22 protein-coding genes are annotated in these 24,423 nt (G+C 53.0%); 4 read left to right on the forward strand and 18 right to left on the reverse strand.

The genetic code is table 11. The features are described 5' to 3' along the window. Positions 1–138 precede the first annotated feature (138 nt). Positions 139–624 (forward strand): hypothetical protein, encoded by a 486-nt coding sequence (locus tag IE076_RS13115; RefSeq protein WP_189437237.1) that lies wholly within the window; start codon positions 139–141, stop codon positions 622–624. A 14-nt stretch (positions 625–638) separates the two neighbouring features. Here IE076_RS13115 and IE076_RS13120 read toward each other — a convergent pair whose 3' ends face one another. Next, positions 639–1,112, reverse strand: a complete 474-nt coding sequence (locus IE076_RS13120; RefSeq protein WP_189437238.1) for a GNAT family N-acetyltransferase — start codon at positions 1,110–1,112, stop codon at positions 639–641. A 313-nt stretch (positions 1,113–1,425) separates the two neighbouring features. Between IE076_RS13120 and IE076_RS13125 the strand changes: the two genes are divergently transcribed. Further along, complete coding sequence (locus tag IE076_RS13125) at positions 1,426–1,884, forward strand: hypothetical protein (RefSeq protein WP_189437239.1); 459 nt, start codon at positions 1,426–1,428, stop codon at positions 1,882–1,884. Positions 1,885–2,001: 117 nt separating this feature from the next. Beyond that, positions 2,002–2,457: a hypothetical protein gene (locus IE076_RS13130; RefSeq protein WP_189437240.1), complete on the forward strand. Its 456-nt coding sequence runs from the start codon at positions 2,002–2,004 to the stop codon at positions 2,455–2,457. A gap of 191 nt (positions 2,458–2,648) precedes the next feature. On the opposite strand, the gene lpxB is transcribed toward IE076_RS13130, so the two are convergent. The 14 genes from lpxB to rpsB form a co-directional block, all read right to left on the reverse strand. After that, complete coding sequence (lpxB, locus tag IE076_RS13135; RefSeq protein WP_189437241.1) at positions 2,649–3,845, reverse strand: lipid-A-disaccharide synthase; 1,197 nt, start codon at positions 3,843–3,845, stop codon at positions 2,649–2,651. Between the two features lie 3 nt (positions 3,846–3,848). Continuing rightward, positions 3,849–4,718 (reverse strand): LpxI family protein, encoded by an 870-nt coding sequence (locus IE076_RS13140; protein WP_189437242.1) that lies wholly within the window; start codon positions 4,716–4,718, stop codon positions 3,849–3,851. Between the two features lie 17 nt (positions 4,719–4,735). After that, positions 4,736–5,536: an acyl-ACP--UDP-N-acetylglucosamine O-acyltransferase gene (gene lpxA, locus IE076_RS13145; protein ID WP_189437243.1), complete on the reverse strand. Its 801-nt coding sequence runs from the start codon at positions 5,534–5,536 to the stop codon at positions 4,736–4,738. Positions 5,537–5,544: 8 nt separating this feature from the next. Further along, the gene (fabZ, locus tag IE076_RS13150; RefSeq protein ID WP_189437449.1) at positions 5,545–6,018 is read right to left on the reverse strand and encodes a 3-hydroxyacyl-ACP dehydratase FabZ; all 474 of its coding nucleotides are present in this window, start codon (positions 6,016–6,018) and stop codon (positions 5,545–5,547) included. A gap of 122 nt (positions 6,019–6,140) precedes the next feature. Beyond that, a complete protein-coding gene (gene lpxD / locus IE076_RS13155; protein WP_189437244.1) occupies positions 6,141–7,205 on the reverse strand; it encodes a UDP-3-O-(3-hydroxymyristoyl)glucosamine N-acyltransferase in 1,065 nt (354 codons plus the stop codon). A gap of 67 nt (positions 7,206–7,272) precedes the next feature. Next, positions 7,273–9,654 (reverse strand): outer membrane protein assembly factor BamA, encoded by a 2,382-nt coding sequence (gene bamA, locus IE076_RS13160; protein WP_189437245.1) that lies wholly within the window; start codon positions 9,652–9,654, stop codon positions 7,273–7,275. Between the two features lie 200 nt (positions 9,655–9,854). Then, positions 9,855–10,991 (reverse strand): RIP metalloprotease RseP, encoded by a 1,137-nt coding sequence (gene rseP / locus IE076_RS13165; RefSeq protein WP_189437246.1) that lies wholly within the window; start codon positions 10,989–10,991, stop codon positions 9,855–9,857. Positions 10,992–11,028: 37 nt separating this feature from the next. Beyond that, a complete protein-coding gene (gene dxr / locus IE076_RS13170) occupies positions 11,029–12,201 on the reverse strand; it encodes a 1-deoxy-D-xylulose-5-phosphate reductoisomerase (RefSeq protein ID WP_189437247.1) in 1,173 nt (390 codons plus the stop codon). Positions 12,202–12,258: 57 nt separating this feature from the next. Then, positions 12,259–13,149: a phosphatidate cytidylyltransferase gene (locus IE076_RS13175; protein WP_189437248.1), complete on the reverse strand. Its 891-nt coding sequence runs from the start codon at positions 13,147–13,149 to the stop codon at positions 12,259–12,261. Beyond that, positions 13,149–13,922, reverse strand: a complete 774-nt coding sequence (locus tag IE076_RS13180) for an isoprenyl transferase (protein ID WP_189437249.1) — start codon at positions 13,920–13,922, stop codon at positions 13,149–13,151. Before IE076_RS13180 ends, IE076_RS13175 begins: the two co-directional genes overlap by 1 nt. A gap of 23 nt (positions 13,923–13,945) precedes the next feature. Beyond that, a complete protein-coding gene (gene frr, locus IE076_RS13185; RefSeq protein ID WP_189437250.1) occupies positions 13,946–14,503 on the reverse strand; it encodes a ribosome recycling factor in 558 nt (185 codons plus the stop codon). A gap of 97 nt (positions 14,504–14,600) precedes the next feature. Beyond that, entirely contained in the window at positions 14,601–15,320 is a 720-nt protein-coding gene (gene pyrH, locus IE076_RS13190; protein WP_054664728.1) for a UMP kinase, read from the reverse strand. 65 nt (positions 15,321–15,385) lie between these two features. Beyond that, complete coding sequence (tsf, locus tag IE076_RS13195; protein WP_189437251.1) at positions 15,386–16,309, reverse strand: translation elongation factor Ts; 924 nt, start codon at positions 16,307–16,309, stop codon at positions 15,386–15,388. 169 nt (positions 16,310–16,478) lie between these two features. Then, positions 16,479–17,282 carry a 30S ribosomal protein S2 gene (gene rpsB, locus IE076_RS13200; RefSeq protein ID WP_189437252.1) on the reverse strand — a complete coding sequence of 268 codons (804 nt, stop codon included), beginning with the start codon at positions 17,280–17,282 and terminating at the stop codon, positions 16,479–16,481. A 357-nt stretch (positions 17,283–17,639) separates the two neighbouring features. On the opposite strand from rpsB, the gene IE076_RS13205 reads away from it, so the two are divergent. Beyond that, positions 17,640–18,326 (forward strand): hypothetical protein, encoded by a 687-nt coding sequence (locus tag IE076_RS13205; RefSeq protein WP_189437253.1) that lies wholly within the window; start codon positions 17,640–17,642, stop codon positions 18,324–18,326. Between the two features lie 70 nt (positions 18,327–18,396). On the opposite strand, the gene dnaE is transcribed toward IE076_RS13205, so the two are convergent. The 3 genes from dnaE to IE076_RS13220 all read right to left on the reverse strand — a co-directional run bounded on the left by dnaE (position 18,397) and on the right by IE076_RS13220 (position 24,378). Further along, a complete protein-coding gene (dnaE, locus tag IE076_RS13210) occupies positions 18,397–21,831 on the reverse strand; it encodes a DNA polymerase III subunit alpha (protein WP_189437254.1) in 3,435 nt (1,144 codons plus the stop codon). A gap of 592 nt (positions 21,832–22,423) precedes the next feature. Then, positions 22,424–23,158, reverse strand: coding sequence for an ABC transporter ATP-binding protein (locus tag IE076_RS13215; protein ID WP_371871502.1), 735 nt, complete (start codon positions 23,156–23,158; stop codon positions 22,424–22,426). After that, entirely contained in the window at positions 23,155–24,378 is a 1,224-nt protein-coding gene (locus tag IE076_RS13220; RefSeq protein WP_189437450.1) for a lipoprotein-releasing ABC transporter permease subunit, read from the reverse strand. Before IE076_RS13220 ends, IE076_RS13215 begins: the two co-directional genes overlap by 4 nt. Positions 24,379–24,423 lie beyond the last annotated feature (45 nt).

Here is a 24,423-nt window from a genome sequence, read left to right on the forward strand (position 1 = left end):
TCAAACCCACGAAGCTTACGGAAAAATGCATTAAGCGACACCAGTTAAACTGCACAAATGGCCTATGCCATAAACAAAAAGCACTCAAGATTACCGGATGAAAGGTGGGAGACAATAAAGTTTCAAATGGGAGTATTTATGCGCCTTACGACTCAAACGTGCTCTATCATCATTCTCACGCTGATCATGGGAGTGCCCGGTCCCGCCAATGCCCAGTTTATACACCGCGACAATCGCGGCAATCCCTTCACCGACCTGAAGCGTCTCTCCAACTCCCGCCAAATCTCTATTGATGCGTTGAGACCAATATCAGATTCTGTAGACATGGATTTCTGCCTGGAACGCTATGGCACAGGATACACCGTTTCTCCCGACCCCAACGGCGGGCGCGGCCAGTTTGTCAGCGATAAAGGCCATAAACTTCGCCTCTACGCCCGCAGTGAGCAACGCGAGGACGATATTTACGCCGAACACTCCCAGATCCTAGCCATCTTCCCCAATGAACCGGACCAAGAGGTGGAGATTACCCAGTTCATTACCGGCTTCGTGAACTCCAAAATATTCGGCGGAGTTTTCTCGGATGGCGACTGTGCCGGCAGTTTCTCTGTGGTCGATGTCAAATAATCCCACGCTGCGCATTAAGCCACTTGTGCACTGAGCTCAAGGCACTTGTTAACGGCCCCTTCAGAGGTCTTATAAGTGCGAAAACCAATCGACTCGTAGTAGCTTAGCCCTTCAGGGTTCGCAGCACCGATCGTAGCATCAATCTTCTCAAGACCAGCCCCTTTTGCCGCCGCAAGCGTTGCTGCAAACAGCATGCGCCCCACACCCCGACGTGCTGCACTCGGGCGCACATGCGTTCCAATAATGCCCCAGCCCACCGGCAGGTCATAAGCATTCCCAGCCGATGCCCGTTTCAGGATCTGCAGCCCAAGGATCGTCCCATCCTCGTCTTCCACCACCGTGCACTGAATGTTGTCTGCGTGGGAGATATACTGAGAGCGCACAAACGCCTCATCGCTTGGCAACCGGCGCTTTCCCAGTGCAACTAGCTCCTGCAGGAAACCACTGATTTCCGCCGCATCATCCAAAACCGCTTCTCTGGTTTTCATCAAGACCCCAAATTCCGTAGCACGCCCGCAAAGAACCCCAGAACACGGCAAGCGGACAAAAAACAATAACCAATTTCAATAAGGGGAAGAATATCACCGCCCTCAACCTATAGGCTTATTTCACCCGTCAAATTTATAGTTTTCACCAAGGTTTATACGTAGTGCGTTAGAAACTGGCTAAACCCGCCAGCACCCCCAAAACCCATTTTTCATCCTAAGGAAAGTCAAAGCAAATCGGAAACATCTACGTTAACGCTGCCAGACTATTGTTAAGGCGGCTTCAGGCCTGAAAAGGAATAGGTAGCGGCACCCCATGAAGAGATTTCTCATTTCGGCGACCTGTCTCGGCGCGTTGGCACTGACTTATGGCAGCACCGCTGCAGTGGCTGATGAACACGACATCGTCAATGACAACGAATCCGTCGTCTTCTCCGAGCTCACACTGGCCAATGGAACGCCCGATGACGGCACTTGCGCCGAGCGCTACGGGTCAACCGGCTACCGGACCACCGGCAATTCGGAGACTTCGTTGGAGCAAACCGAAAACGTCACGGTAGACGGCCATGACATCGTCATCTCCTCCACTGGTGGCACCATCGGAGATGGCATCCTGTCCATTGAGAATGAGTACGAAATCACCTTTCCCAATGACGAAAACAAAGAGCCGATTGAAGTCAAAATCTTCGCCACCGGCCTGTTCGGCAGCGGATCAGCCTCCGGCGTCTTCTCCGACGGCACATGCCGCGGCAAGGTCACCATCAGCGCCGAATAACACCTGCGCAGCCTCGAGGCTAAAGCCGTAACTATGACGCCGAGTGCAATGTGAAGAACACAAGGATCTGATGAAACAACGCCGCATCATACGAACCACTACGGGATGGAGAAAGCAATGAAAGCCCCCCTGTTTGCAACCATCAGCATCCTCGCGCTTGCTATCGCGAGCACGTCTGCACTGGCGGTCTCACAAAGGTTGGGTCCCGGAAACAAAACAATCACCTTTTCGGAAGTGTCCAGAACCGATGGCACGCCCGATGACGGCACCTGCGCATCCCGTTACGGCGAAAGCTTTACCACCATCAATCATCCAGACTCCACCGACAACGCTCTAAAACGCAGCACAGACAAAGGGCACGACATTCTGGTGACCTCAATCGGCGGCAGCGTCAGCGGCGGCATCTTCTCCATTGTGAACGAATACGAGATCATCTTCCCGGACGACGACACCAACACGCCCGTTGAAGTGAAACTTGCGGCAACTGGCATGGTCGGATCACAGGAAGCCTCCGGCGTCTTTTCAGACGGCGTGTGCCGGGGCAGCTTCCATATCGCGGTAGAGAGCAACTGAGCAGGAAGAGATAAAGGCCCAACATTCAGGTCAGGCCCCTGCTCAAAATCGCATGCTATTCAAGAGATGTAGCAGAGCGCTCGATAGCGCCCTCGAACAAACACGCCGGAAAGCATCACATCATTATAACGGACTTTGTTAGTTATAAATCAGCATATTACACCAACTTGATAAACCAACACTCAAACAACTTAAACTGAAATTCCAGCTGTCCTGAGGATAATCTGCGCAGCTTTTCCTGCCTGACTTTCCCCTTCAGGCAGACGCATCTTTTCATCAATGCGCGCAAATGCATCCAGCTGGGCCCGGCGTTTCGGTGTATCGGAAAGCAGCTCAAGCACCGCCTGACTGAGCGTCTCCGGGTTGGCTTCTTCCTCAATATATTCTTTGATGCTGTGATCCTCCAGCACCAGATTGGGCAGCACAATGGTGTCCACTGTGATAAATCTTATGAACCGGTTGACCTGCTTAAACCGCCGGAAGAACCAGTCCAGCTTATAGGCAATCACCATCGGCACACCGGCAATCGCCAGTTCCAGAGAAACCGTACCACTGGCTGCAAGCGCCGCATTTGCCCGGCGCAACGCAGCAAACTTCTCCGCTTCACCGGTCACAATATGCGGCTTCACTTTCCAGGACCGTACGCCCTCGCGTATGCGCTCTTCCTGATGTGGCACCGCCGGGATAGTCACTTCCACATTCGGATCTTGCGCGTAGATAAGCTCAACTGCCTGACCGAACGGCTCCAGCAAACGAGAAACTTCGCTGGTTCTGGACCCCGGCAGAACCACCAGCTGTTTAGTGCCTGTTCCAAGCTCTGAGCGCTCCCCCTCTGTAGGACGCAGCTCGGAAAGGCGCTCAATCAGCGGATGCCCCACATACTCGCAAGGCGGGCCGCCAAGGCGCTCATGTGCAGCTGGCTCAAATGGAAGCAGTGCAAGCAATTGATCCACATAAACGGCCATCTTCTTGGCACGCCCCGGACGCCACGCCCACACAGATGGGCTCACGTAGTCCACAATAGGGATATGCGGCGCTTTCTTGCGCACCCGCTTTGCAACACTATGGGTAAAATCAGGAGAGTCGATAATAAGTAGCAGGTCCGGCTGCTCCGCAATCACCGCATCAACGGTCAGATGGACACGGCGGATAATTGTCGGCAAACGCTCTAAAACAGCCGTAATGCCCATCACCGCAATATCATGCAGCGGAAAGATGGACTGAACGCCTTGAGCCGCCATGCGCTCGCCCCCAAGACCACAGACCTCAAGACGCTCGCCAATCAGAGCGCGTAAGGACTTTATGACTTCCGCGCCCAGCTGGTCACCAGACTCCTCGCCAACGACAAAAAATACCTTGAAGGGCTTTACGGCTTCCGTATCGCTCATGTGTTACTGATCACCTGTCTCAAAGTCTTCACCACGGGAACAGCCATAAAGAAAGACACCCAGCTCATTGCAAAGACGCTCAACCTCATCACGGTGAGCAACCAGCACACGCCCGGCCTCTACACAAACGCCTTTTAACTGGGCCTCAGCGGCTTTATGGATCGTTTGCGGCCCGATGGTCGGCATATCCAGGCGCAGGTCCTGCTGGGGCTTAGAACACTTCACAAGCACACCTGACGCACCTCTGGACCGCACGCGCCCATTGGCACGCAAACCAGCAACACGCTCGAGCATGGCATCGGTGCCCTCAGCACCTTCTACCGCCACAACTCTCTTACCGACCGCAACCGCGCCCTGCCCGATATCTAAACGGCCAACAGCGTCTACAGCCTCAATGGCCAGCTTCATCGCGATTAAGGCCTTGGCATCGGGCTTTGGCCCTGCCACATGCCCCGGACTTGCGACCAGCCCCGGAGCAACGTCATGTGCACCAACCACGTTCAGTCCCTCTCGCTCAAACAACCCTGCAAGCTTAACCAGCAGATGATCATCTCCACTAAAAAGAGCGGAAATAATACGCGGCAACCGCCACAGCGTTCCAAAATCAACCCAAATCGACGTAAAATCCGGTCTCTTTTGCACCGCGCCGATAAAAACAACATCGCGCACGCCTCTGGCTCTCAGCGTCGCATACAACTTGCCAAACTGACCCCAGCCTAGCTCGATAGGCTCAAACACAGAAAGGGAGGCATCCGCCTCCCCCTTGATTGCGATGGTAACAACATCGCGCCCCTGTTCCATAGCCGATCTTACGACTATGCCGGGCAGATCGCCACCACCAGCAATCACCGCAATAGGTGCTTGTTTCTCCATTAACTCAACACAGATCCTTAATCACCGTTATTGCGCGGGGTACAGAACCGGCGCTTTTCATCTCCAAGCATGAACGATGTCATCGTCTGCACACTTTCAAACTCAGCGTATTTACCTCGTACAGCTTCTGCACGAGACCGCAGTGTACCCTCTTCTCCGTTGAAGACTTCCTTATACGCACCGCGCAGGGCGTGGATTTCTTCGCGGGAAAAGTTTCTGCGCTTCAAACCAATCAGGTTCAAGCCAGCAAGACGCGCCCGGTCACCAATAACGGAACCGTAAGGGATCACGTCAAATTCAACACCAGTCAAACCGCCAACAATGGAATGCGCACCGATCCGGCACCACTGGCGCACAGCAGACAGGCCGCCAAAGATCACATGATCTTCAACCTCAACATGCCCACCAAGCGTCGCATTGTTTGCCATGATGACATGATTACCCAACAGACAATCATGCCCCACATGAGAGCCCATCATAAACAGGCCGCCGTTACCAACGCGCGTCACACCACCGCCACCGGCAGTACCCGGGTTCATGGTTGAATGCTCACGGATCTGGTTGTCTTCACCAACTTCCAACAGCGTGTCTTCACCGGCATACTTCAGATCCTGCGGCTGATGCCCCAGGCTGGCAAACGGAAAAACCTTGGTTCGTGCGCCAATAGTCGTCCGACCGGCAATCACAACGTGAGAAACAAGCTCTACTTCATCGCCAAGTGTAACCCTGGGCCCCACCATGCAGTATGGACCAATCTTGACGTTCTCGCCAAGTACGGCCCCATCCTCGATAATCGCGGTGGGATGAATCTGTGCCATTAAAGACCTCAAATCGGCTCATCGGCATCGACAAGCATCGCGCTGACTTCAGCTTCAGCAACCTTCTGGCCATCGACCATAGCAACACCTTCAAACTTCCAGATGTTCGCACGCTTTTTGATCTTCTTCACATGAAAGCGAACCTGATCCCCAGGAACCACAGGCTTGCGGAACTTACACTTATCAATGGTCATGAAGTAGACATAGGTCGGCGTATAGTTTTCAAGGGCATTGACGCAAAGAGCACCCGCTGTCTGAGCCATCCCTTCGATAAGCAACACGCCCGGCATCACAGGCTGACTAGGAAAATGACCCTGAAAATGTGGCTCATTAATGGTTACATTCTTGATGCCAATACCGGAGTTGTCACCATCCATCTCGATGATACGGTCAATCATCACAAACGGATAGCGGTGGGGCAAAAGCTCCATAACCCGCATAATATCAGCTGATTCCAGCGTGTTTGTCTCTACATCACTCATCATAATGCCTCAGTAATTTCAGGTTGGCTGGCTCCAGTCGCTCTCCAATAATGCGAGGGCAAACCTTCCTCATTCACCAGCCAATCAAGTTAATTATCGTATAACCTCGCGGGACGAGCCCACTACTTCTTGCTCTCCTGAGCAGCCAGGCGACGAAGAGCAAGTTCTTCCCTGACCCAATCGCGGATCGGACGTGCAGGGACCCCGCCGAAGCGCCCGCCGGCTGGAAGATCACCATGCACAATACTCGCACCCGCAACATGTGTGCCTTGTCCAATACGAACATGGCCATTCACACCGGCCTGTCCGCCAATAGCCACGTAATCCTCAAGGATTGCGCTACCGGAGATGCCCACTTGAGAAACAATTACGCAATGCTTTCCAATGTTTACGTTGTGACCAATCTGAACCTGATTATCAATCTTGGTCCCTTCACCCACAATCGTATCACGGTTTGCACCGCGGTCTATACAAGTACCAGAACCGATTTCAACATCACTTCCTATCACAACCCGGCCCAACTGTGGAACTTTCACATGTCCACCAGCGCCCATTGCAAAACCAAAGCCGTCCTGACCCAAGCAAACACCTGGATGGATAATAACGCGGTCCCCAAGCACAGAGTGCTGAACACTGGCATTGGCACCAACAAAGCACTTGTCGCCCAATTGGCAATTAGCAGCGATCACAGCACCAGGACCAATTTGGGATCCTGCTCCAATAACCACGTTTGCACCAATAACAGCGCCAGCTTCAACAACAACACCCTCACCCAGCTGCGCACTGTCTTCAACGTAGGCGCGCGCGCTCACTGAACGCTCATTTGTTGCTGAAAGCGGCCGCATACCAGCCGGGTAAAGCTCCCCCAAAACCGCTGCCAACGAGCGGTACGGGTCTTTCGTCAATAACGGAACGACACCTTCCGGCACCTTGCTCAGATGTTTCTTACTGACAAGACAAGCCGTTGCCTTGGTTGTTTCAAGGTGGTCCAGATACTTGGGATTATCAAGAAATGCAAGCGTTCCGGGAACACCTTCATCCAAAGGAGCTACGCCAGAAATGGTCAGCTCACCATCACCACGAACAATCTCCGCCCCAGCCCACTCAGCAATTTCTCTGACTGTCACTTTCTGAGCATCTGGGAAGAAAACCGGACTAACTTTTGTTTGATTTGTTGGTTCTGTCATAGGATCCTACCAAAAAAAACGGCCGCCGAGGGCTTCGGCGACCGATTATAATCATATTTTGATCAGATCAGAAGCTCGTACCGCCACTGAGTTTGAATACCTGAGTTTCATCAACATCGTTCTTGAGCAGCGGCCAGGCGAAATCAGCCCGTAGCGGACCAAATGGCGACTGCCACAGAACACCAAAACCGACAGAGGCACGAAGCTCAAAGTCTTCAGACTGAATGCTACCCGCTGGAGAATTTGCAGTAGGTGTTGTGATCGCACGCGCCAAGTCGCCATCAACACCCCACAGGGAGCCCGCATCAGCAAAGACTGCACCAGACAATCCAAGCTCTTCAGGGACGACCGGGAATGGGAATTGCCCCTCAACTGTACCAGCAACATAGTACTTACCACCAATAGCGTCACCACCAACGGCATCACGAGGACCGTAACCGTTTGTCGCAAAACCACGAATACGATCAGGCGACCCCTGGAACTGATCCGTCACACGCAGGCGGTTACCAACGGCTTCAATGTACCCACCGGAACCCTGCACAAAGCCTACAAGACCCCACTCAGGATAAAGTTCTTCAAACGCACTTGCCTTAACCTGACCGCGCAAATACTGCGACTGACCGCCAACACCGGCAAATTCCTGTTCCACGGTGGCAATAACGCCATCACGAGGATTTAGGTTATTATCCAGAGTATTGTAGACCAGCGACGTACCAACCAGCGACGTAGTGTATTGACCCAAAGAGTCACAGATACCAAGCGAAACGCCGGCAGCACAATTACCGATATCAGTGGAGTCACTACGGGTCAGATCGCGCTGGAAGAGCTTGTAGAACAAGTTCAACGTCAATTCGTCTTCACGGAGCGGAAGACCGAAGTTGAAGCCACCGCCAGTTGTCTGCTCGTCATAAGCACGCGTGCTGTTCTGCTCGTAGACCCGACGGTATACGTCCAGGCCTGCAGAGATGCGGCGACCCATGAAGAACGGCTCAATGAACTGGAACTCGTACTTCTGGTTATCCGTACCACCACCAACAGCAGCTTTTACGTACTGACCACGGCCGAGGAAGTTACGCTCACTGATGGAGATATCACCGATAACACCGTCAGAAGTGGAGTAACCCACACCGAATGAAACCTCACCGGTTGGCTGCTCTACAACATCCACATTGATGATCACACGATCAGGAGCACTGCCCTGCTGACGGGTGATACGTACATCCTCGAAATAACGTGTGTTGCGCAGACGGCGCTCGGCCTTATCCAGAAGGATACGGTTATAAGCATCACCTTCAGCAAGATCGAACTCACGACGGATCACGTACTCACGTGTACGGTCATTACCACGAACATTGATGCGTTCGACGTAAACGCGAGGACCTTCTTCAATCAGGTAAGTGATAGAAACAGTCTTATGCTCGTAATCACGCTCACCGCGAGGGCGAACCTGAGCAAAAGCATATCCTGCCTTGGAAACTTCCAGGGTCAGATTCTCAAGCGTCTTCTCAACTTCAAGAGAGTTATAGGTCGAACCAGGCTTGGTCTGCACGTATTGGCGCATCGCTTCCGGATCAATCGCGGATAGCGACGTATCGATTTCGATATCGCCGAAATTGTACCGATCACCCTCGTCCACCGTGAAGGTCACGTAAAAGATGTTCTGCTCGCGGTCCAGATCAGCCACAGCGGAGACAACGCGGAAGTCCGCATATCCCTTCTGGTAGTAGAACTGACGCAGCGCTTCCTGGTCCACTTCAAGGCGGTCAGGATCATAAACATCTGTGGTACGCAGCCAGCCAAGAAACCCACTCTCACGAGTTTGAATCTGCTCACGCAGATAGCCGTCGGAAAATGCCTGGTTACCGATGAAGGAAATACGGGCGACCCCGGTTTTGTCCCCTTCTTCGATCTCGAACACCAGATCCACACGATTGTTCGGACGCTCAATAATCTTCGGCTCTACAGACGCCCGAAAGCGGCCGGAGCGACGATATGCTTCCAGAATATTCTGGGCGTCAGACTGAACACGTGCCCGAGTCAGCATGGAACGTTCGGATGAACGGATCACAGACTCCAAAGCCTGATCGTTCAACCGACTATTGCCTTCAAAAGAGATTCTGTTGATGACCGGGTTTTCCTGAACATTCACGACAAGAGTATTGCCCTGCTGCTCAATGGACACGTCAGCGAACAGACCAGTCGCATAAAGCGTGGTCAGGCTCTCATCAATATCGATTGCGGAAAAGGTTTGTCCCGGACGGATAGTCAAGTAGTCACGAACTGTCTCATCTTCGATGCGGGTTGCCCCGTTGACGACAATATTGTTAACCACCGCAGCTTCGGCCACACCCGCTCCGAGGAACGGAACCCCAACCGGAGCAACAGTACTGGTAGCTGCTACGGCCATGGCCAAAAGCGATACACGCGACAGGTTCTTAAATGACTGCATAGAACTGCTATGCCTTTTATTTTCAGCCTAAAGAAGCATTAGTCCCCTGATCCTCAGATCACTAATACGCCTCAGGGTAATGGATAGAATCTGAAACACCTAGGAACTTTGTACAAGGTTTTCAGTGTAAAGCAAGGCGCCATAACTGGATTTAATGCAAATTGCCCAGACCTTTGCCCGACTTTATTTACGTAACTTACCTAAGAGCCGATTATCGACCGCAGATCATTCCAGGTCGCAAAAACCATCAGCAGGAGAACCAGAGTGATTCCTATACGGAAACCGAAATCCTGCAGTTTTTCGCTCAAAGGCTTCCCCCTCACGATCTCGATAATATAGTACATTAAGTGCCCGCCATCTAGCATGGGGACAGGCATAAGGTTGAGTAAACCAATAGAAATTGACAAAACTGCGGTAAGGTTAATTAACGGCAAAATCCCATGGGTAGCAACTTGCCCCGAGATTTGCGCTACGCGAATCGGACCCCCTAATTGATCCGGATCTTCTTTACCTATGAAGAGACCGCCAATATATCCCAACGTCCTATCAAGAATATACCATGTCTCTTTTACCCCTTCACCTACAGCTTCCACGGGGCCAAAACGCTTTACTATGACATCTTCTTGGGAAGTATTCCGCTGAATCCCCAGAATACCAACTTTCTGGGTATTACCGAATCCATCACTGATCTCCTGAAGCTCCGGTGTCGCTGTAAGCTGCTCAACAACGCCGTCGCGCTCCACCTCCATCTCGATCGGAACACCCGCATTGACAGTTACAACGCGCTGCACCTCGCCAAAGCTTTCCACAGGGTTGCCATTAATGGACAGGATAAGGTCGCCCGGCAGGATACCAGCCATGTCGGCAGCACTACCCTCTTGCACCTGATCCACCCGCGGTAGCGTCTCGTACTTCCCTAAAAATCCAAACATCCCCGCGAAAATCACAATGGCGAGGATAAAGTTCGCAATCGGCCCTGCAGCCACAATTGCCGAGCGCTGCCAAGGGTTCTTTGAAAAGAACGCAGTCCGGCGCGTCTCCTCGTCCATCTGGGCTTGCCCATCGCGATCAGGCACACTCGCTGCATTCTCGTCCCCGGAGAACTTCACATAGCCCCCCAGCGGAATTGCACACACCTTCCAGCGCGTTCCGTGCTTGTCTTCGCGACCTATCAGCTCCGGCCCGAAGCCAACTGAGAACGCCAGTACCCTCACTCCGCACCAGCGTGCCACAAGAAAGTGTCCCAACTCATGGAAGAACACGACCACTGTCAGCACGACCAGAAATGGAATGATGACTCCAAGCGAACCACCAAGAACTGAACTCAGAACGTCCATGCGAACAGCCTACCTTGTTTTTAATGGAAGCGCCGGATTAGGCGGCCATCTTCCCAATAACTTCGTTTGCAACTCGGCGCGCTACTTGATCCAACTGAAGAATCTCATCCAGCTGGTCCGGGCAATCTAGCATGTTTTGCGTATGAAGCCGATTCAGAACATCCTCAAGGAGCTCGGGGATCTGCAGGAAGCCGATCTTCCGCCCAAGAAACGCCTCCACAGCCACTTCATCCGCTGCATTAAAAATTGTGCCTGCCGCGTCACCAAGCTCCATTACGTCACGGGCAAGTTTCAGTGCAGGAAAACGCTCTAAATCAGGCTTTTCGAAGTCAAGACGCCCAATCATTCCCAAGTCGAGTTCTGCCACCGGGGCTGTCTTGCGGGTTGGGTATGCCAGACAGTGTGCAATTGGTCCGCACATATCTGGGAGAGACATATGGGCCAATAATGACCCGTCACAATACCTAACCATCCCATGGACAATTGACTGTGGATGGACAACCACATCTAGCTGGTCAGCCGTAATTGGGAATAGGTGAAAGGCCTCAATCAGCTCAAGGCCCTTATTCACCATGGACGCGCTATCAATGGTGATCCGTCGCCCCATGGACCAGTTCGGGTGCCTCAACGCCATCTCGGGCGTCGCAGCACGCATCTGCTCTAGGGAAGACGTCCGGAATGGCCCGCCAGACGCAGTGACAATTACCTTATCAACCGCCTTGGCACTATCGTACTCAAACACCTGAAAAATCGCGTTGTGCTCAGAATCCATCGGCAATAACCGGACATCATGCTTCTCAGCAAGTTCACACACAATCGTGCCCGCACAAACCATGGTTTCCTTATTGGCGAGTGCAATACTGCTACCCGCCTTAATGGCGTCGACAGTCGGCTCCAGCCCGGCTGCTCCCACCATCGCAGAAACCAACAAATCCACTTTCTGGCTTGCCACCTCAAGCACAGCCTCACGGCCAGCAGAAACCTCAATGCCCGTTCCGGCAAGCGCGCTTTTCAGCTCGCTATACTTTCCGGCATCGCCAATAACTGCACGCTTAGCGCCAGTTTGCCGACACGCGCTGGCAAGACCATCAACATTGCTGCCCGCCACAAGTGCATTGACCTCATAGCGCTCAGGGCTGTGGGCGATCACTTTAAGCGTGCTTGTTCCAACCGATCCGGTTGCTCCCAACACTGAGAGAGACTTTGTCATATCAACAACCCTTGCAAATCAACAAAACCGCGAGTGGACGCGGCAACACAAGCAGCATCACGATGCAAACAGCATGAGCCCCGCGTTTGGATTAAAAAGCTGACGACCCAGGACAACTCCAATCACATAGGAGAACACAGCCGCTGCCACAAGCCCGTCAACCCGGTCGAGCAATCCGCCATGTCCCGGAATAAGGCGGCTGGAATCTTTCACTTTAAAGCGCCGCTTCATGGAGCTCTCAAACAAGTCACCCAGCTGCGAGACAGCCGAAAGCACAACAGCCAGGCCGAACGCCCAGATCAGACTTGTCCCGCCAGCAAGTGCTACAAAGCCCATTCCAAGGAGCGAGGCCAAGACCACACCGCCAATAGCGCCGCTCCAGGTTTTATTGGGCGAAACCGCTGGCCACAGCTTGGGTCCACCAAAGCTACGTCCGCAGATATAGGCAGCCACATCAGTACCCCAGACCACAAGGAAAAGATAGATAATGAACAAAAGTCCCTCATCCCCTTCCCGCAACGCCAGAAGCGAAACAAACGTAAGTCCAGCATAAACGTAGCCTTCACTTATCCAGCGCGAAATGCGGTCAAAGCCACCAGCACCATAAAGCACCACAGCGCCCGCAATTAACACGCCGGCAATCCATAGCGGTTCTGCCTGAAGATAAGCATATCCAAGAAACAGAAGAAACGCATAGCCTGCAAGCGCTGCGGGCCGTTGCGCATCCCGCAAAATAATGCTGCACCATTCCCAATAAACAATCAGCATGCCCACAAGCACGAGGCCGGCGAACCAGAAACCACCCGCCCATGTCAGCGCAAGCGCGATAGGAGCCAGAATAACAGCAGAAAGTGCACGTACCAGCAAATCAGGATTTGCGTTCAGTATGCGCCGGACAATCCCCCCGGATGCGCCCTCAGAATTGTTCTGATTGTTTTTGTCAGACATTACGTCCCAGTCGCGTCAGAGCTCAAACCCCCATACCGCCTATCGCGGTTAGAGAACGCCAACAAAGCATCATCAAAAGCACCTGAATCAAACTCAGGCCAGGGCGTAGGAGCAAAATAGAATTCGGCATATGCAGCCTGCCACAACAGGAAATTGGAAAGTCGCTGCTCCCCTCCCGTGCGAACAATGAGATCCGGATCCGGCAAATCACTGGTATCCAGACATGCGCTGACATCATCCTCCCCAATGTCAGCAGCCTTCAACTCACCAGCTTCCACACGTGCAGCCAGTTTACGCACAGCACGGACATATTCATCACGCGCGCCATAGTTAAAAGCAATCACCAGCACCAACCCGGTACAATGTGCGGTTTTCAGCTCCGCATCATTCAAGAGGGTCAGCAAGGATTTATCGAGATTTTCCTTGGATCCGATGACACGGACCCGCACATTGGCCTTAATCAGCTCCTTAAGGTCATCATGCACAAATCGGCGCAGCAACGCCATCAGGAAAGAAACTTCCTGTTGTGGGCGCGACCAATTTTCAGAGGAAAAACTAAACAGCGTCAGGTAGGAGATCCCGCGCTTTTGTGCGTGTTTTACGGCTTCGCGCAGTGTTTTCACACCGCGCCGATGCCCTTCAGTACGCGGAAGACCACGGCTTTGCGCCCACCGGCCATTACCATCCATAATGATCGCGACGTGACGAGGCACACTCATAAGTCCGATTTCCGAATTTACATCAACTGCCTCGAATTCAACCGTCGCCGTCATATAGTCCCCGCTCTCAAACAGGATTAAACCTGCTTGATCTCCTGTTCTTTTTTGGCAAGAACGGAATCGATCTCACCGATGATGTCGTCAGTCATCTTCTGAACCAGGTCAGAAGCGGACCGCGCATCGTCCTCGCCCATATCACCAGCTTTTTCAAGCTTTTTAATGGTGTCCATACCGTCACGACGCACATGACGCGCAGCGATCTTTGCCTGTTCCGCATATTTATGCGCAACTTTGACGAGTTCTTGACGACGCTCTTCGTTAAGCTCAGGAATCGGCAGGCGAAGGAACTGTCCATCCACAACCGGGTTCAGGCCCAGATTGGATTCACGGATTGCTTTCTCGGTGGCAGCAACCATACTCTTGTCCCAGACTTGGACAGAAATCATGCGAGGCTCCGGAACACTCACTGTCGCGACCTGGTTGATCGGCATTGGTGCGCCATAAGCCTCCACAGTGATTGGGTCCAGCATACTTGCAGAAGCACGACCAGTACGCAGACCAGCAAACTCATGCTTCAAAGCTGTGATCGCACCATTCATGCGGCGGTCAAGATCGTCATAGTCCAGCTCTGACATAATTTCCTCTTTCACCTATCATTTAACGGACCGGCTCCCCGAAACTGAAAACCGGCCCGGATCATACTAAAAACATTAAAGCACCTGTCGGCACCTGTCAGTCTTCAATGACCGTAAATAGCCCCTGCCCGCGCAGCACATTCACGAGCGCGCCGGAGGTCTTGATGGAAAAGACAACTACAGGAATAGAGTTGTCCCGGGCAAGTGCAATCGCGGTCGCATCCATGACTTTCAGGTTCTTTTCAAGAACTTCCCCCGGTGAAAGCGTCTCATAACGCTTTGCATCGGGCTTTAGTTTAGGATCAGCATCATAAACGCCATCAACACTGGTGCCCTTAAGGAACACATCGCACTGCATCTCAGCCGCACGCAAAGCTGCACCAGAATCAGTGGTAAAGAACGGATTACCCGTACCACCCGCAAATAAGATGACGTCCCCGTCTTCCATGTAACGCTCTGCACCGCGCTGCGTAAAGCTCTCACAAATGGAAGGAACCGGAACAGCGGAGAGCACACGCGCCTGAATGCCGCGCTGACGCAACGCATCGGCAAGCGTGAGAGAATTCATGATGGTTGCCAGCATACCCATATGGTCGCCGGTCACGCGGTTTCCGCCCTTTGCGGCCAGAGCTACACCGCGGAAGATGTTACCACCACCAACGACGATGCCGAACTGGGCACCCAGGTTTACAGCCTCTGAAATTTCCGCAGCGACCCGCTCAACCACCTTTGGATCAATACCAAAGTCCTGGTCGCCCATTAGCGCTTCCCCTGAAAGCTTCAGGAGAACTCGTTTCCAGCGAACACCCTCAGACATAGTAAACCTCTTATTATGCGTCCAGATACAAAAAGGGCGTCGACTGAGTCGACGCCCTCAAAAAATTAGCTACCAGCTGCAGCAGCAACTTCAGCTGCGAAATCTGTTTCTTCTTTTTCAATACCTTCACCAAGGGCAATGCGAACAAAGCCGGTGAGTTTGATTGGAGAACCAATTTCTTTAGCTGCTTCTTCAACGGCCTTCTCTACTGTCAGATCAGGGTTGATAACGAAAGACTGCTTAACCAGTGTAACTTCTTCATAGAACTTACGCAGGCGACCTTCAACCATCTTTTCGATGATGCTTTCAGGCTTACCGGACTCACGAGCCTGCTCCATGTAAACAGTGCGCTCACGCTCAACAGCATCTGCGTCCAGCTCGTCAGTGTTCAGCGCCATTGGGTTGGTTGCTGCAACGTGCATTGCAATCTGTTTACCCAGAGCTGCCAGCTTGTCTGCATCACCTGCAGATTCAAGACCAACAAGAACACCAATTTTACCGAGGCCTTCGCCAGCAGCGTTGTGCATGTAAGAAGCAACAACACCTTCAGAAACGGAAAGACCAGCAGAACGACGAAGGGTCATGTTTTCACCGATGGTGCCAACAGCTTCCTTCAGCTCGCCTTCAACGGTCTTGTCAGAACCTGGGTAAGGAGCAGCAGCAAGCTTTGCAACGTCACCATCAACAGTCAGCGCGGTTGCAGCGATATCGCGAACCAGCTTCTGGAAGTTATCGTTACGGGCAACGAAGTCTGTTTCGGAGTTAACCTCAACAACAACAGCCTTATTGCCTTCTGCTGCAACTGCAACAAGACCTTCAGCCGCAACGCGGCCAGCCTTTTTAGCAGCCTTTGCAAGGCCCTTGGTGCGCAGCCAGTCAACAGCTGCTTCCATATCGCCGCCTGTTTCTTTCAGGGCAGCTTTACAATCCATCATGCCAGCACCGCTTGTTTCGCGGAGCTCTTTTACCATAGCAGCGGTAATGCTCATCGTACGCCTCATGGACGGGAGTGTGTCATAAAAAATCAGAGGAAGCCGACTTCCCTACGGATCCATCCGATTTATCGCATAGCGACCGTGACCTTTCGGAGAGAAACACTCGAAAAATCACAAGAAAACTGGTGGGGAAGCGCACAAATGCGCTTCCCGAGAGAAAACCTTAGCCTTCGCTCTTGCCTGCTTCAGCAACTTCCTCAGAAGCTGCTTCTTCAGCCAGAGCTGGCTCTTCAAGGAGTTCTTCAGATTCGCCAAGATCGATACCCATGGAACCGGATGCGCGCGCGATGCCGTCAATAGCAGCGCGAGAGATCAGGTCAGCGTAAAGAGTAATTGCACGACCAGCATCGTCGTTACCCGGAACCGGGTAAGTAATGCCATCTGGATCACAGTTGGAATCCAGGATCGCAGCAACCGGAATGCCCAGGCGACGAGCTTCCTGAATTGCGTTAGCTTCACGGTTGGTGTCGATAACGAAGATAAGGTCAGGAGTACCGCCCATATCCTTGATACCACCAAGGTTACGCTCAAGCTTTTCACGTTCACGGTTAAGGAACAGGCGCTCTTTCTTGGTCATGCGGTTCGCATCACCACCTTCGAGCAGCTCTTCAACCTTGCGCAGACGCTGGATGGACTGAGAGATCGTCTTCCAGTTGGTCAGCATGCCGCCGAGCCAACGAGCGTTTACGTAGTACTGAGCAGAGTTGCGTGCAGCTTCTGCAACAGCTTCCTGAGCTTGGCGCTTGGTACCAACCAAAAGCACGCGACCACCAGCAGCAACAGTATCAGACACAGCCTTAAGAGCCTGGTGCAGAAGCGGAACTGTCTGACCAAGATCAAGAATGTGAATGTTGTTACGAACACCGAAGATGTAGTTGTTCATCTTTGGGTTCCAGCGGTGCTTCTGGTGACCAAAGTGGACGCCTGCTTCAAGAAGCTGACGCATAGTAAAATCAGGCAAAGCCATGCCTTTATTCTCCTTAGTTTTCCGGTTTAATCCTCCGCAGGGCAGCACAACCGTGCAACTCTCTAACCGGATGGAGCTCGCCACATGGACAAACCCCGCCCTGCGTGCGGGATGGGGCGCTTATAGAACCCCTTTTCAAGAAGATCAAGCGCTCAGAGATTAAGATCAACATATAGACCTTCTATGGCCAAGAAGAGGCTCTCCAGCTCCGCCTCCACAACTTGAAATTTCACTCACCTGAAAACGCTCAACCTGCCGCCCAATCAATTTGTGAGTATGCATATTACACATTAGATTTTCCGAAAAAATATAGTTAACAAACAGACAACAAAAAACCCAATTCTGGACACATTTAAAATGGCACTCAAGAAACTGGTCGTGGCGACACTCATCGCCGTGACACTCGGCGGCTGCGCAAAGACAATCAAACTGTCAGATATTGATGCACAAAATGTCGCCAACGCTTCCGTCAAGCCAATCAAAAACCGGCATATCAGGGAAAAGCATATAAACACCCAAGGCATGCAACACGGACTGCTCGGCGTTGTCGTTACCACCACGATGAATGTAGCATCTGGCGCTTATAACGAAATGGCCTCAGTACCCGCTGCGAAAGTTGACCCGCAGACCTCCATGCGCGAGCGCCTGACGGCGTACCTGCAAAGCAGCCGCAACTTCCGCTTTAAGGGCACAATCAATGGCCCATACAGCAAGCCAACCATCAATGAAGAAAAGCGAGCCGCAGCCCTTACGAAATTGGCACAAGAAACAGGTTACTCCGGCTACTATCTGGACATCGCAACCGTTTCCCACCAATCAACAATGAGTGGTGCCGGTTGGTTCGCGAGCATTGCTCATAATTATAGAGGCCGCGCACTCCTCGTTTCCGCTCAGGATGGAAAGATCCTCGCTGCTGCAACTTGTTCCGTCAACCAGAACTCAGATCTGACTGAACTTGCAACTTCAGGGCAGGAAGGCGTCGATCTGGTTGCCAGAGAAATCGGCAATGCATGCGCCGAACAAGTCAACCAGAGGATCTTCTGATTCCTATAGAAACAACAGACCCCGCTGAAGGAATTCAGCGGGGTTCTTCTTGATCACTGCACAAAAGTCCCTAAGACATCTGAACGTCCATCACACCGGGTAACGTTTTAAGTGCCCCGGAGAGCTGCGGTGACAGCTGATAGTTGCCCGGAAGCTTAACCTCCACTTCGCGCTGGCCGTTATCTAGCAGCACGACACAGCTCACCTCGCCATCCCCACCGCGGCGAAGCTGCCGCTGCAAGCTCTTGATCGGTTCATCGGAGCCAAGGAAGATTCGAAGGGTCCGGTGCACCCTGCCCGCCACTTTTTCCAGCGGCTCTACCTGATTGATCCGCACGCTGACTTCATCATCGCGCATATCGGCCTGCGCCAGCAGCACAACGGACTGCCCCGGCTCAAGCAGATCACGGCACTGGTTCAACGTCTCGGAGAACAGCACAGCCTCATATTGGCCGGTCGGATCAGAGATGCGCACGATGCCCATCTGATTGCCGGTCCGTGTCTTGCGCTCTTGTTTGGATGTCACTGTGCCCGCAAGACGCCCCGCTGATGACCCTGCCTTCACGGAGCGTTCAAAGTCCTTCCAAAGCTGCACACGCAGCTTGCTGAAGAGCTCTCGATATTCATCCAGCGGGTGTGCGGAGATATAGAACCCGACCGCAGCATATTCTCTTTGCAAACGCTCTGAAGGAAGCCATGGGTCCGTTGGATTGAGGAGCAAGGGTTCAGGTGCATTGTCTCCGCCAAAGAAATCGTTCTGGCCGGAAGTCTTGTTCTCTTCTGTACGCTGCGCCATCCCGATGATGCGATCCAGACCATCCAGCAATTGGGCGCGGTTCGGGTTCAGTTCGTCAAAGGCGCCAGCGGCAATAAGGTTCTCGATTGTACGCTTATTGAGGACCTTCGGGCTGATGCGGCTTGCAAAGTCCCCCAAGTCCTTGAAAGGCGTATCGCCGCGCACCTCAACAATATGCTCGACCGCCTGCTCCCCCACGCCCTTGATCGCACCCATGGCGTAAACGATCTTGCCGTCTAGCACATCAAAATGCACACCGGACTTGTTCACCGACGGCGGCACCACTTCAATACCCATACGCAGGGCTTCCTGACGGAAATCGCTCAGCTTATCCGTATTCCCCAGATCAAGCGTCATAATACCGGCAAGAAACTCAACCGGATAGTTCGCTTTGAGCCATGCAGTTTGATAGGCCACCAGCGCATAAGCAGCCGCGTGCGATTTGTTAAATCCGTAGTTCGCGAACTTGGCCACCAGATCATAGATCATACCGGCCTGATCTTTATCAACGTTCTGCGCCACAGCCCCCTCAACGAAGCGAGCGCGCTGGATCTCCATCTCAGAGGCGATCTTCTTACCCATCGCACGGCGCAGCAAATCCGCTTCACCAAGAGAATAACCAGAAAGCACCTGAGCGATCTGCATCACCTGTTCCTGATAAACAATAATGCCGTTGGTCTCGGTCAGGATCGGCTCCAGCAGCGGATGCAGATAATCCGGTTCCTGCTCGCCGTGCTTCACCGCGTTGTAGATCGGAATATTGTCCATAGGCCCGGGACGATACAGCGCCACCAGAGCAATAATGTCCTCAAACCGGTCAGGCCGCATACCAGCAATAGCCCGGCGCATGCCCTGACTTTCCAGCTGAAAAACGCCAACCGTCTCACCCGCAGCCAAAAGCTTATAGGTCGCCGGATCATCAATCGGGATTTCTTCGATTTTAACGTCAATGCCGCGCTTTTTAATGTGCGCGACCGCCGTATCAATCACCGTCAGCGTTTTAAGGCCCAGAAAGTCAAACTTCACAAGACCTGCCGCTTCCACCCATTTCATGTTGAACTGGGCAACAGGCATGTCAGAACGCGGGTCTCGGTAAAGCGGCACCAGCTGCTCAAGCGGGCGGTCCCCAATCACCACACCAGCGGCGTGGGTCGATGCATGCCGGTAAAGACCTTCCAGCTTCTGCGCCATCTTCAGGAGGCGATCAACAACCTCCTCCTGCTTGGTCGCTTCGCGCAGTCGGGGCTCCTGTTCCAGCGCCTCCGCAAGTGTCACCGGATTGGCTGGGTTACCCGGAATCAGTTTACTTAACCGGTCCACCTGACCGTATGGCATTTGCAGAACACGGCCTACATCGCGCAGCACAGCCTTCGCTTGCAACGTTCCGTAGGTAATGATCTGCGCCACTTGCTCACGACCATACTTGCGCTGCACATACCGGATCACTTCTTCACGCCGGTTCTGGCAAAAGTCGATATCAAAATCCGGCATGGACACTCGGTCCGGGTTCAGGAAGCGCTCGAACAGCAACGAGAACCGCATCGGATCAAGGTCAGTAATGGTCAGCGACCATGCGACAAGCGAACCCGCACCCGAACCACGGCCCGGCCCCACGGGAATGTCTTCGTTCTTCGCCCATTTGATGAAGTCCGCAACGATCAGGAAGTACCCAGGGAACTTCATGCGGATAATGATGCCAAGCTCATAATCCAGACGGTCCCAGTAATCTTTCTCTTCAAGATCCGGCGCTAGACCATGCAGATCAAGACGCGCCTGCAGGCCTTCTTTCGCCTGCCGCGTCAACTCTTCCGCCTCGGCCCGTTCCGCTTCTGCAGCATCAGCATCCGCACCTGCAAAGCGCGGCAAGATAGGTGCGCGCGTCAACGGGCGGTAATGACACCGCCGCGCAATCGCGACAGAGTTCTCAAGCGCCTCTGGAAGATCGGAGAACAGCTCCATCATTTGCGCACGGGTCTTAAAACAATGGTCAGGCGTCAACTGGCGGCGGTCGGTCTCAACAATGACCCGCCCTTCAGAGATTGCGATCAGCGCATCATGTGCTTCATAATCATCCGGATTAGGGAAAAACGACTCGTTGGTCGCAACGATTGGAATATTCAAATCATAGGCAAGGTTCAGGAGCTCAGGCTCGACATCTTCCTCGCCCTTCATGTTGTGGCGCTGCAGCTCCACATAAAGCCGGTCACCAAACGTACCAAGCAACAGCTCAAGCCGGGACTTGGCCAGATCAAGATGCCCCTCGCGCAGCTGCGAGTTGATTGGACCCTCACTGGCCCCAGTCAGCACAATCAGACCACCCGACTTATCCAGCACCAGCGAGATCGGCACATTCGCCTTCAGACCCGGCTCCGTATCAAGGAACGACCTTGAGACAAGATCCATCAGGTTCTCGTAACCCTCCTCACTCGTGGACAGGAGAACCAGATCACTAACCGCATCATCCCCTTTAGCATCGGGCTGGTCTTCGAAATTAACGGCAATCTGACAGCCAATGATTGGCTGCATGCCTGCCCCAAAGGCTTTTTCCGAGAACTCCAGCGCACCAAATAGGTTGCCACTGTCCGTAACAGCTAAGGCAGGCTGCTCATCCTTTGAGGCAAGATCAATCAGCTTCCCAAGCGGCAAAGCGCCTTCCAGCAAAGAGTAAGCTGAGTGAACACGGAGATGGACGAATCCTGGAGATGACATCTTGAGCCTTTTGGTTCGCAAGGTGTGCGCGACAATAGCACCTCATTTGGAGGAGCCAAAAGCAAAATGCAATTCCCAGCCAAATCGCACCACCGGTTATCCCGAGTTTCCCAACCCCTAGTCCTCAGGAATATCTAGGGAAGCATCTGGGTCAAAGCATCCCCCCACATCAGAAAGCTGCTTGCGAAAAGCACAATGGAACCGAATGCTGCTGCTTCACGAAGTACGAATGACATAACAAACACCCTATGTTTGAACCCTGTTTGTATTTGTTATGTTCCACAATTGTTCTCATGCACACAACCCCTATTTTGAGCGGGCAAAACTCATAGTTAATGACTCGTATACGCGCAGAGCGCACTAACGCTCACACCCAACAACTACAAGATTCTTTCGTCGCGATATCAATATCTTGTAGGATGTTTTTAAGTTAATGCAGAAAGCAATAGACGAGACGTAGAGCCCCTAACCTGTACCAACACACACTGTGAACAACAGGCACCAAAACAGGAACACGGCCGCCAAAACGAAAAATGCCAGCGAACAGGTCGCTGGCATTTGAGTCGCAAATAGTCTGAAATTGAACTCCCTCTTAGGGAAGTTCCACCACTTTACCATCCTGCAGAGTAATGCGCCGGTCCATCTGCTTGGCAATTTCCATATTGTGGGTCGCAAGCAAGGCCGCCACGCCGGAGGCCCGAACCAAGGCCGTCAACGCCTCAAACACATACTGAGATGTCTTGGGATCCAGGTTGCCTGTTGGCTCATCCGCGAGTAGCACACGCGGTGCGTTAGCAACCGCACGGGCAATCGCCACCCGCTGCTGTTCGCCACCGGAAAGTTCTGAGGGACGATGGGATTCACGCTCGGCAAGACGCATATAGGAAAGCAACTGGCGAGCCCGCTCTTCAGCATCCTTACGCTTCAGCCCGCAAATCATCTGCGGTAGCGCAATGTTCTCCAGCGCTGTGAACTCGGGAAGCAACTGGTGGAACTGGTAGACAAACCCCACTTCGGTGCGCCGAATAGCCGTGCGCGCCTCATCATTGAGCTTGGAACACTCCCGCCCGCCAATTACGATCTCACCGCTCTGCGGCATCTCCAAAAGGCCTGCCAGATGCATCAGCGTGGATTTGCCGGCACCAGAAGGCGCCACAAGTGCAACCATTTCCCCTTCATAAAGGTCAAGGTCCGCGCCCTTCAAAATCTCCAGCTTGCTGTTGCCCTCATCATAGCTGCGCACAACATTTTTCAAACTTAAGACAGGAACGCGATCCTCGCCCTTAAGCGGGGCGTCAAAAATCGGTTTTGTTGGTTGATTCATCATTCGTAGCGCAAAGCCTCAACAGGATCGAGCCGGGCTGCGCGCCAGGCAGGGTAGATTGTAGCAAGCAAACTCAAAACCAAAGCCATGATAACAACGCTGGCCGTCTCGCTCGGATCCATCTCCGCTGGAAGCGTGGAGAGGAAATAAAGCTCAGGTGAGAACAGCTCTGTCGCCGTCAGCCAGGAAATCCCCTGACGAATACTCTCAACATTCCAGCACACAATAGTACCCAGAACAAAACCGGCGAACGTGCCGATGGTCCCGATGCTTGCGCCGGTGATAATGAACACCCGCATCACAGCACCCCGGGTTGCTCCCATGGTGCGCAAAACAGCGATGTCACGGCCCTTGTCCTTCACCAGCATGGTCATGCCGGAGATGATATTCAGAGCCGCCACAAGAACAATCAGCGTCAGAATAAGGAACATCACATTGCGCTCAACCTCAAGCGCCGAGAAGAACGTCACATTGCGCTGGCGCCAGTCAGAAACATAAACAGGCCGCCCGGCGTCTTCCTCAATGAGCGGACGCAGTGGCCCAACCGCATCCGGATCATCTGCATAAACCTCAATGCCGGTCGCCAGACCTTCCTTGTTAAAATATAGCTGCGCCTCTTCAAACGGCATGAAAGCAATCGTACCGTCATATTCGCTCATACCAATCTGGAAAATAGCAGAGACAGGATATCCCTTCACGCGTGGCGTCATCCCCATGGGGGTGATGCTTCCACGCGGCGTAATAACACGAACCGTATCGCCAACCGTCACACCAAGCTGACTAGCAAGGCGTGAGCCAATAGCAATGCCCTCGCTGTCATCAAAGCCATCCAGAGTGCCCAACAGCACGTTTCCGGAAACCAGATCCAGCTTATCAAGGTCAGACTTATGAACCCCGCGGAACAAAGCGCCCAAATCAGCACTCGGACCGGAGATCATCGCCTGTCCTTCAACGAACGGCATGGCAAACTTAACGCCATTGATACCAGCAAGCCGGGCAGCAACATCATCATAATCATTGAGTGGACTGTCGATGGGCTGCACCAGCACATGCCCGTTGATGCCAAGAATTTTGGTCAACAGCTCTGTGCGGAACCCGTTCATCACCGCCATAACGATGATCAGTGTGGCCACACCCAGCGTGATCCCCAAAAAGGACAAGCCTGCAATGATAGAAATAAAGGTTTCTTTGCGTCTGGAGCGCAGATAACGCCCTGCCAGCATCCACTCAAAGGGTGCAAACCACCGGTTCTTTCCGGGATGAGCCGC

Origin of the sequence: Pseudovibrio japonicus (assembly GCF_014651595.1) — a bacterium.
Classification (GTDB): Bacteria; Pseudomonadota; Alphaproteobacteria; order Rhizobiales; family Stappiaceae; genus Pseudovibrio; species Pseudovibrio japonicus.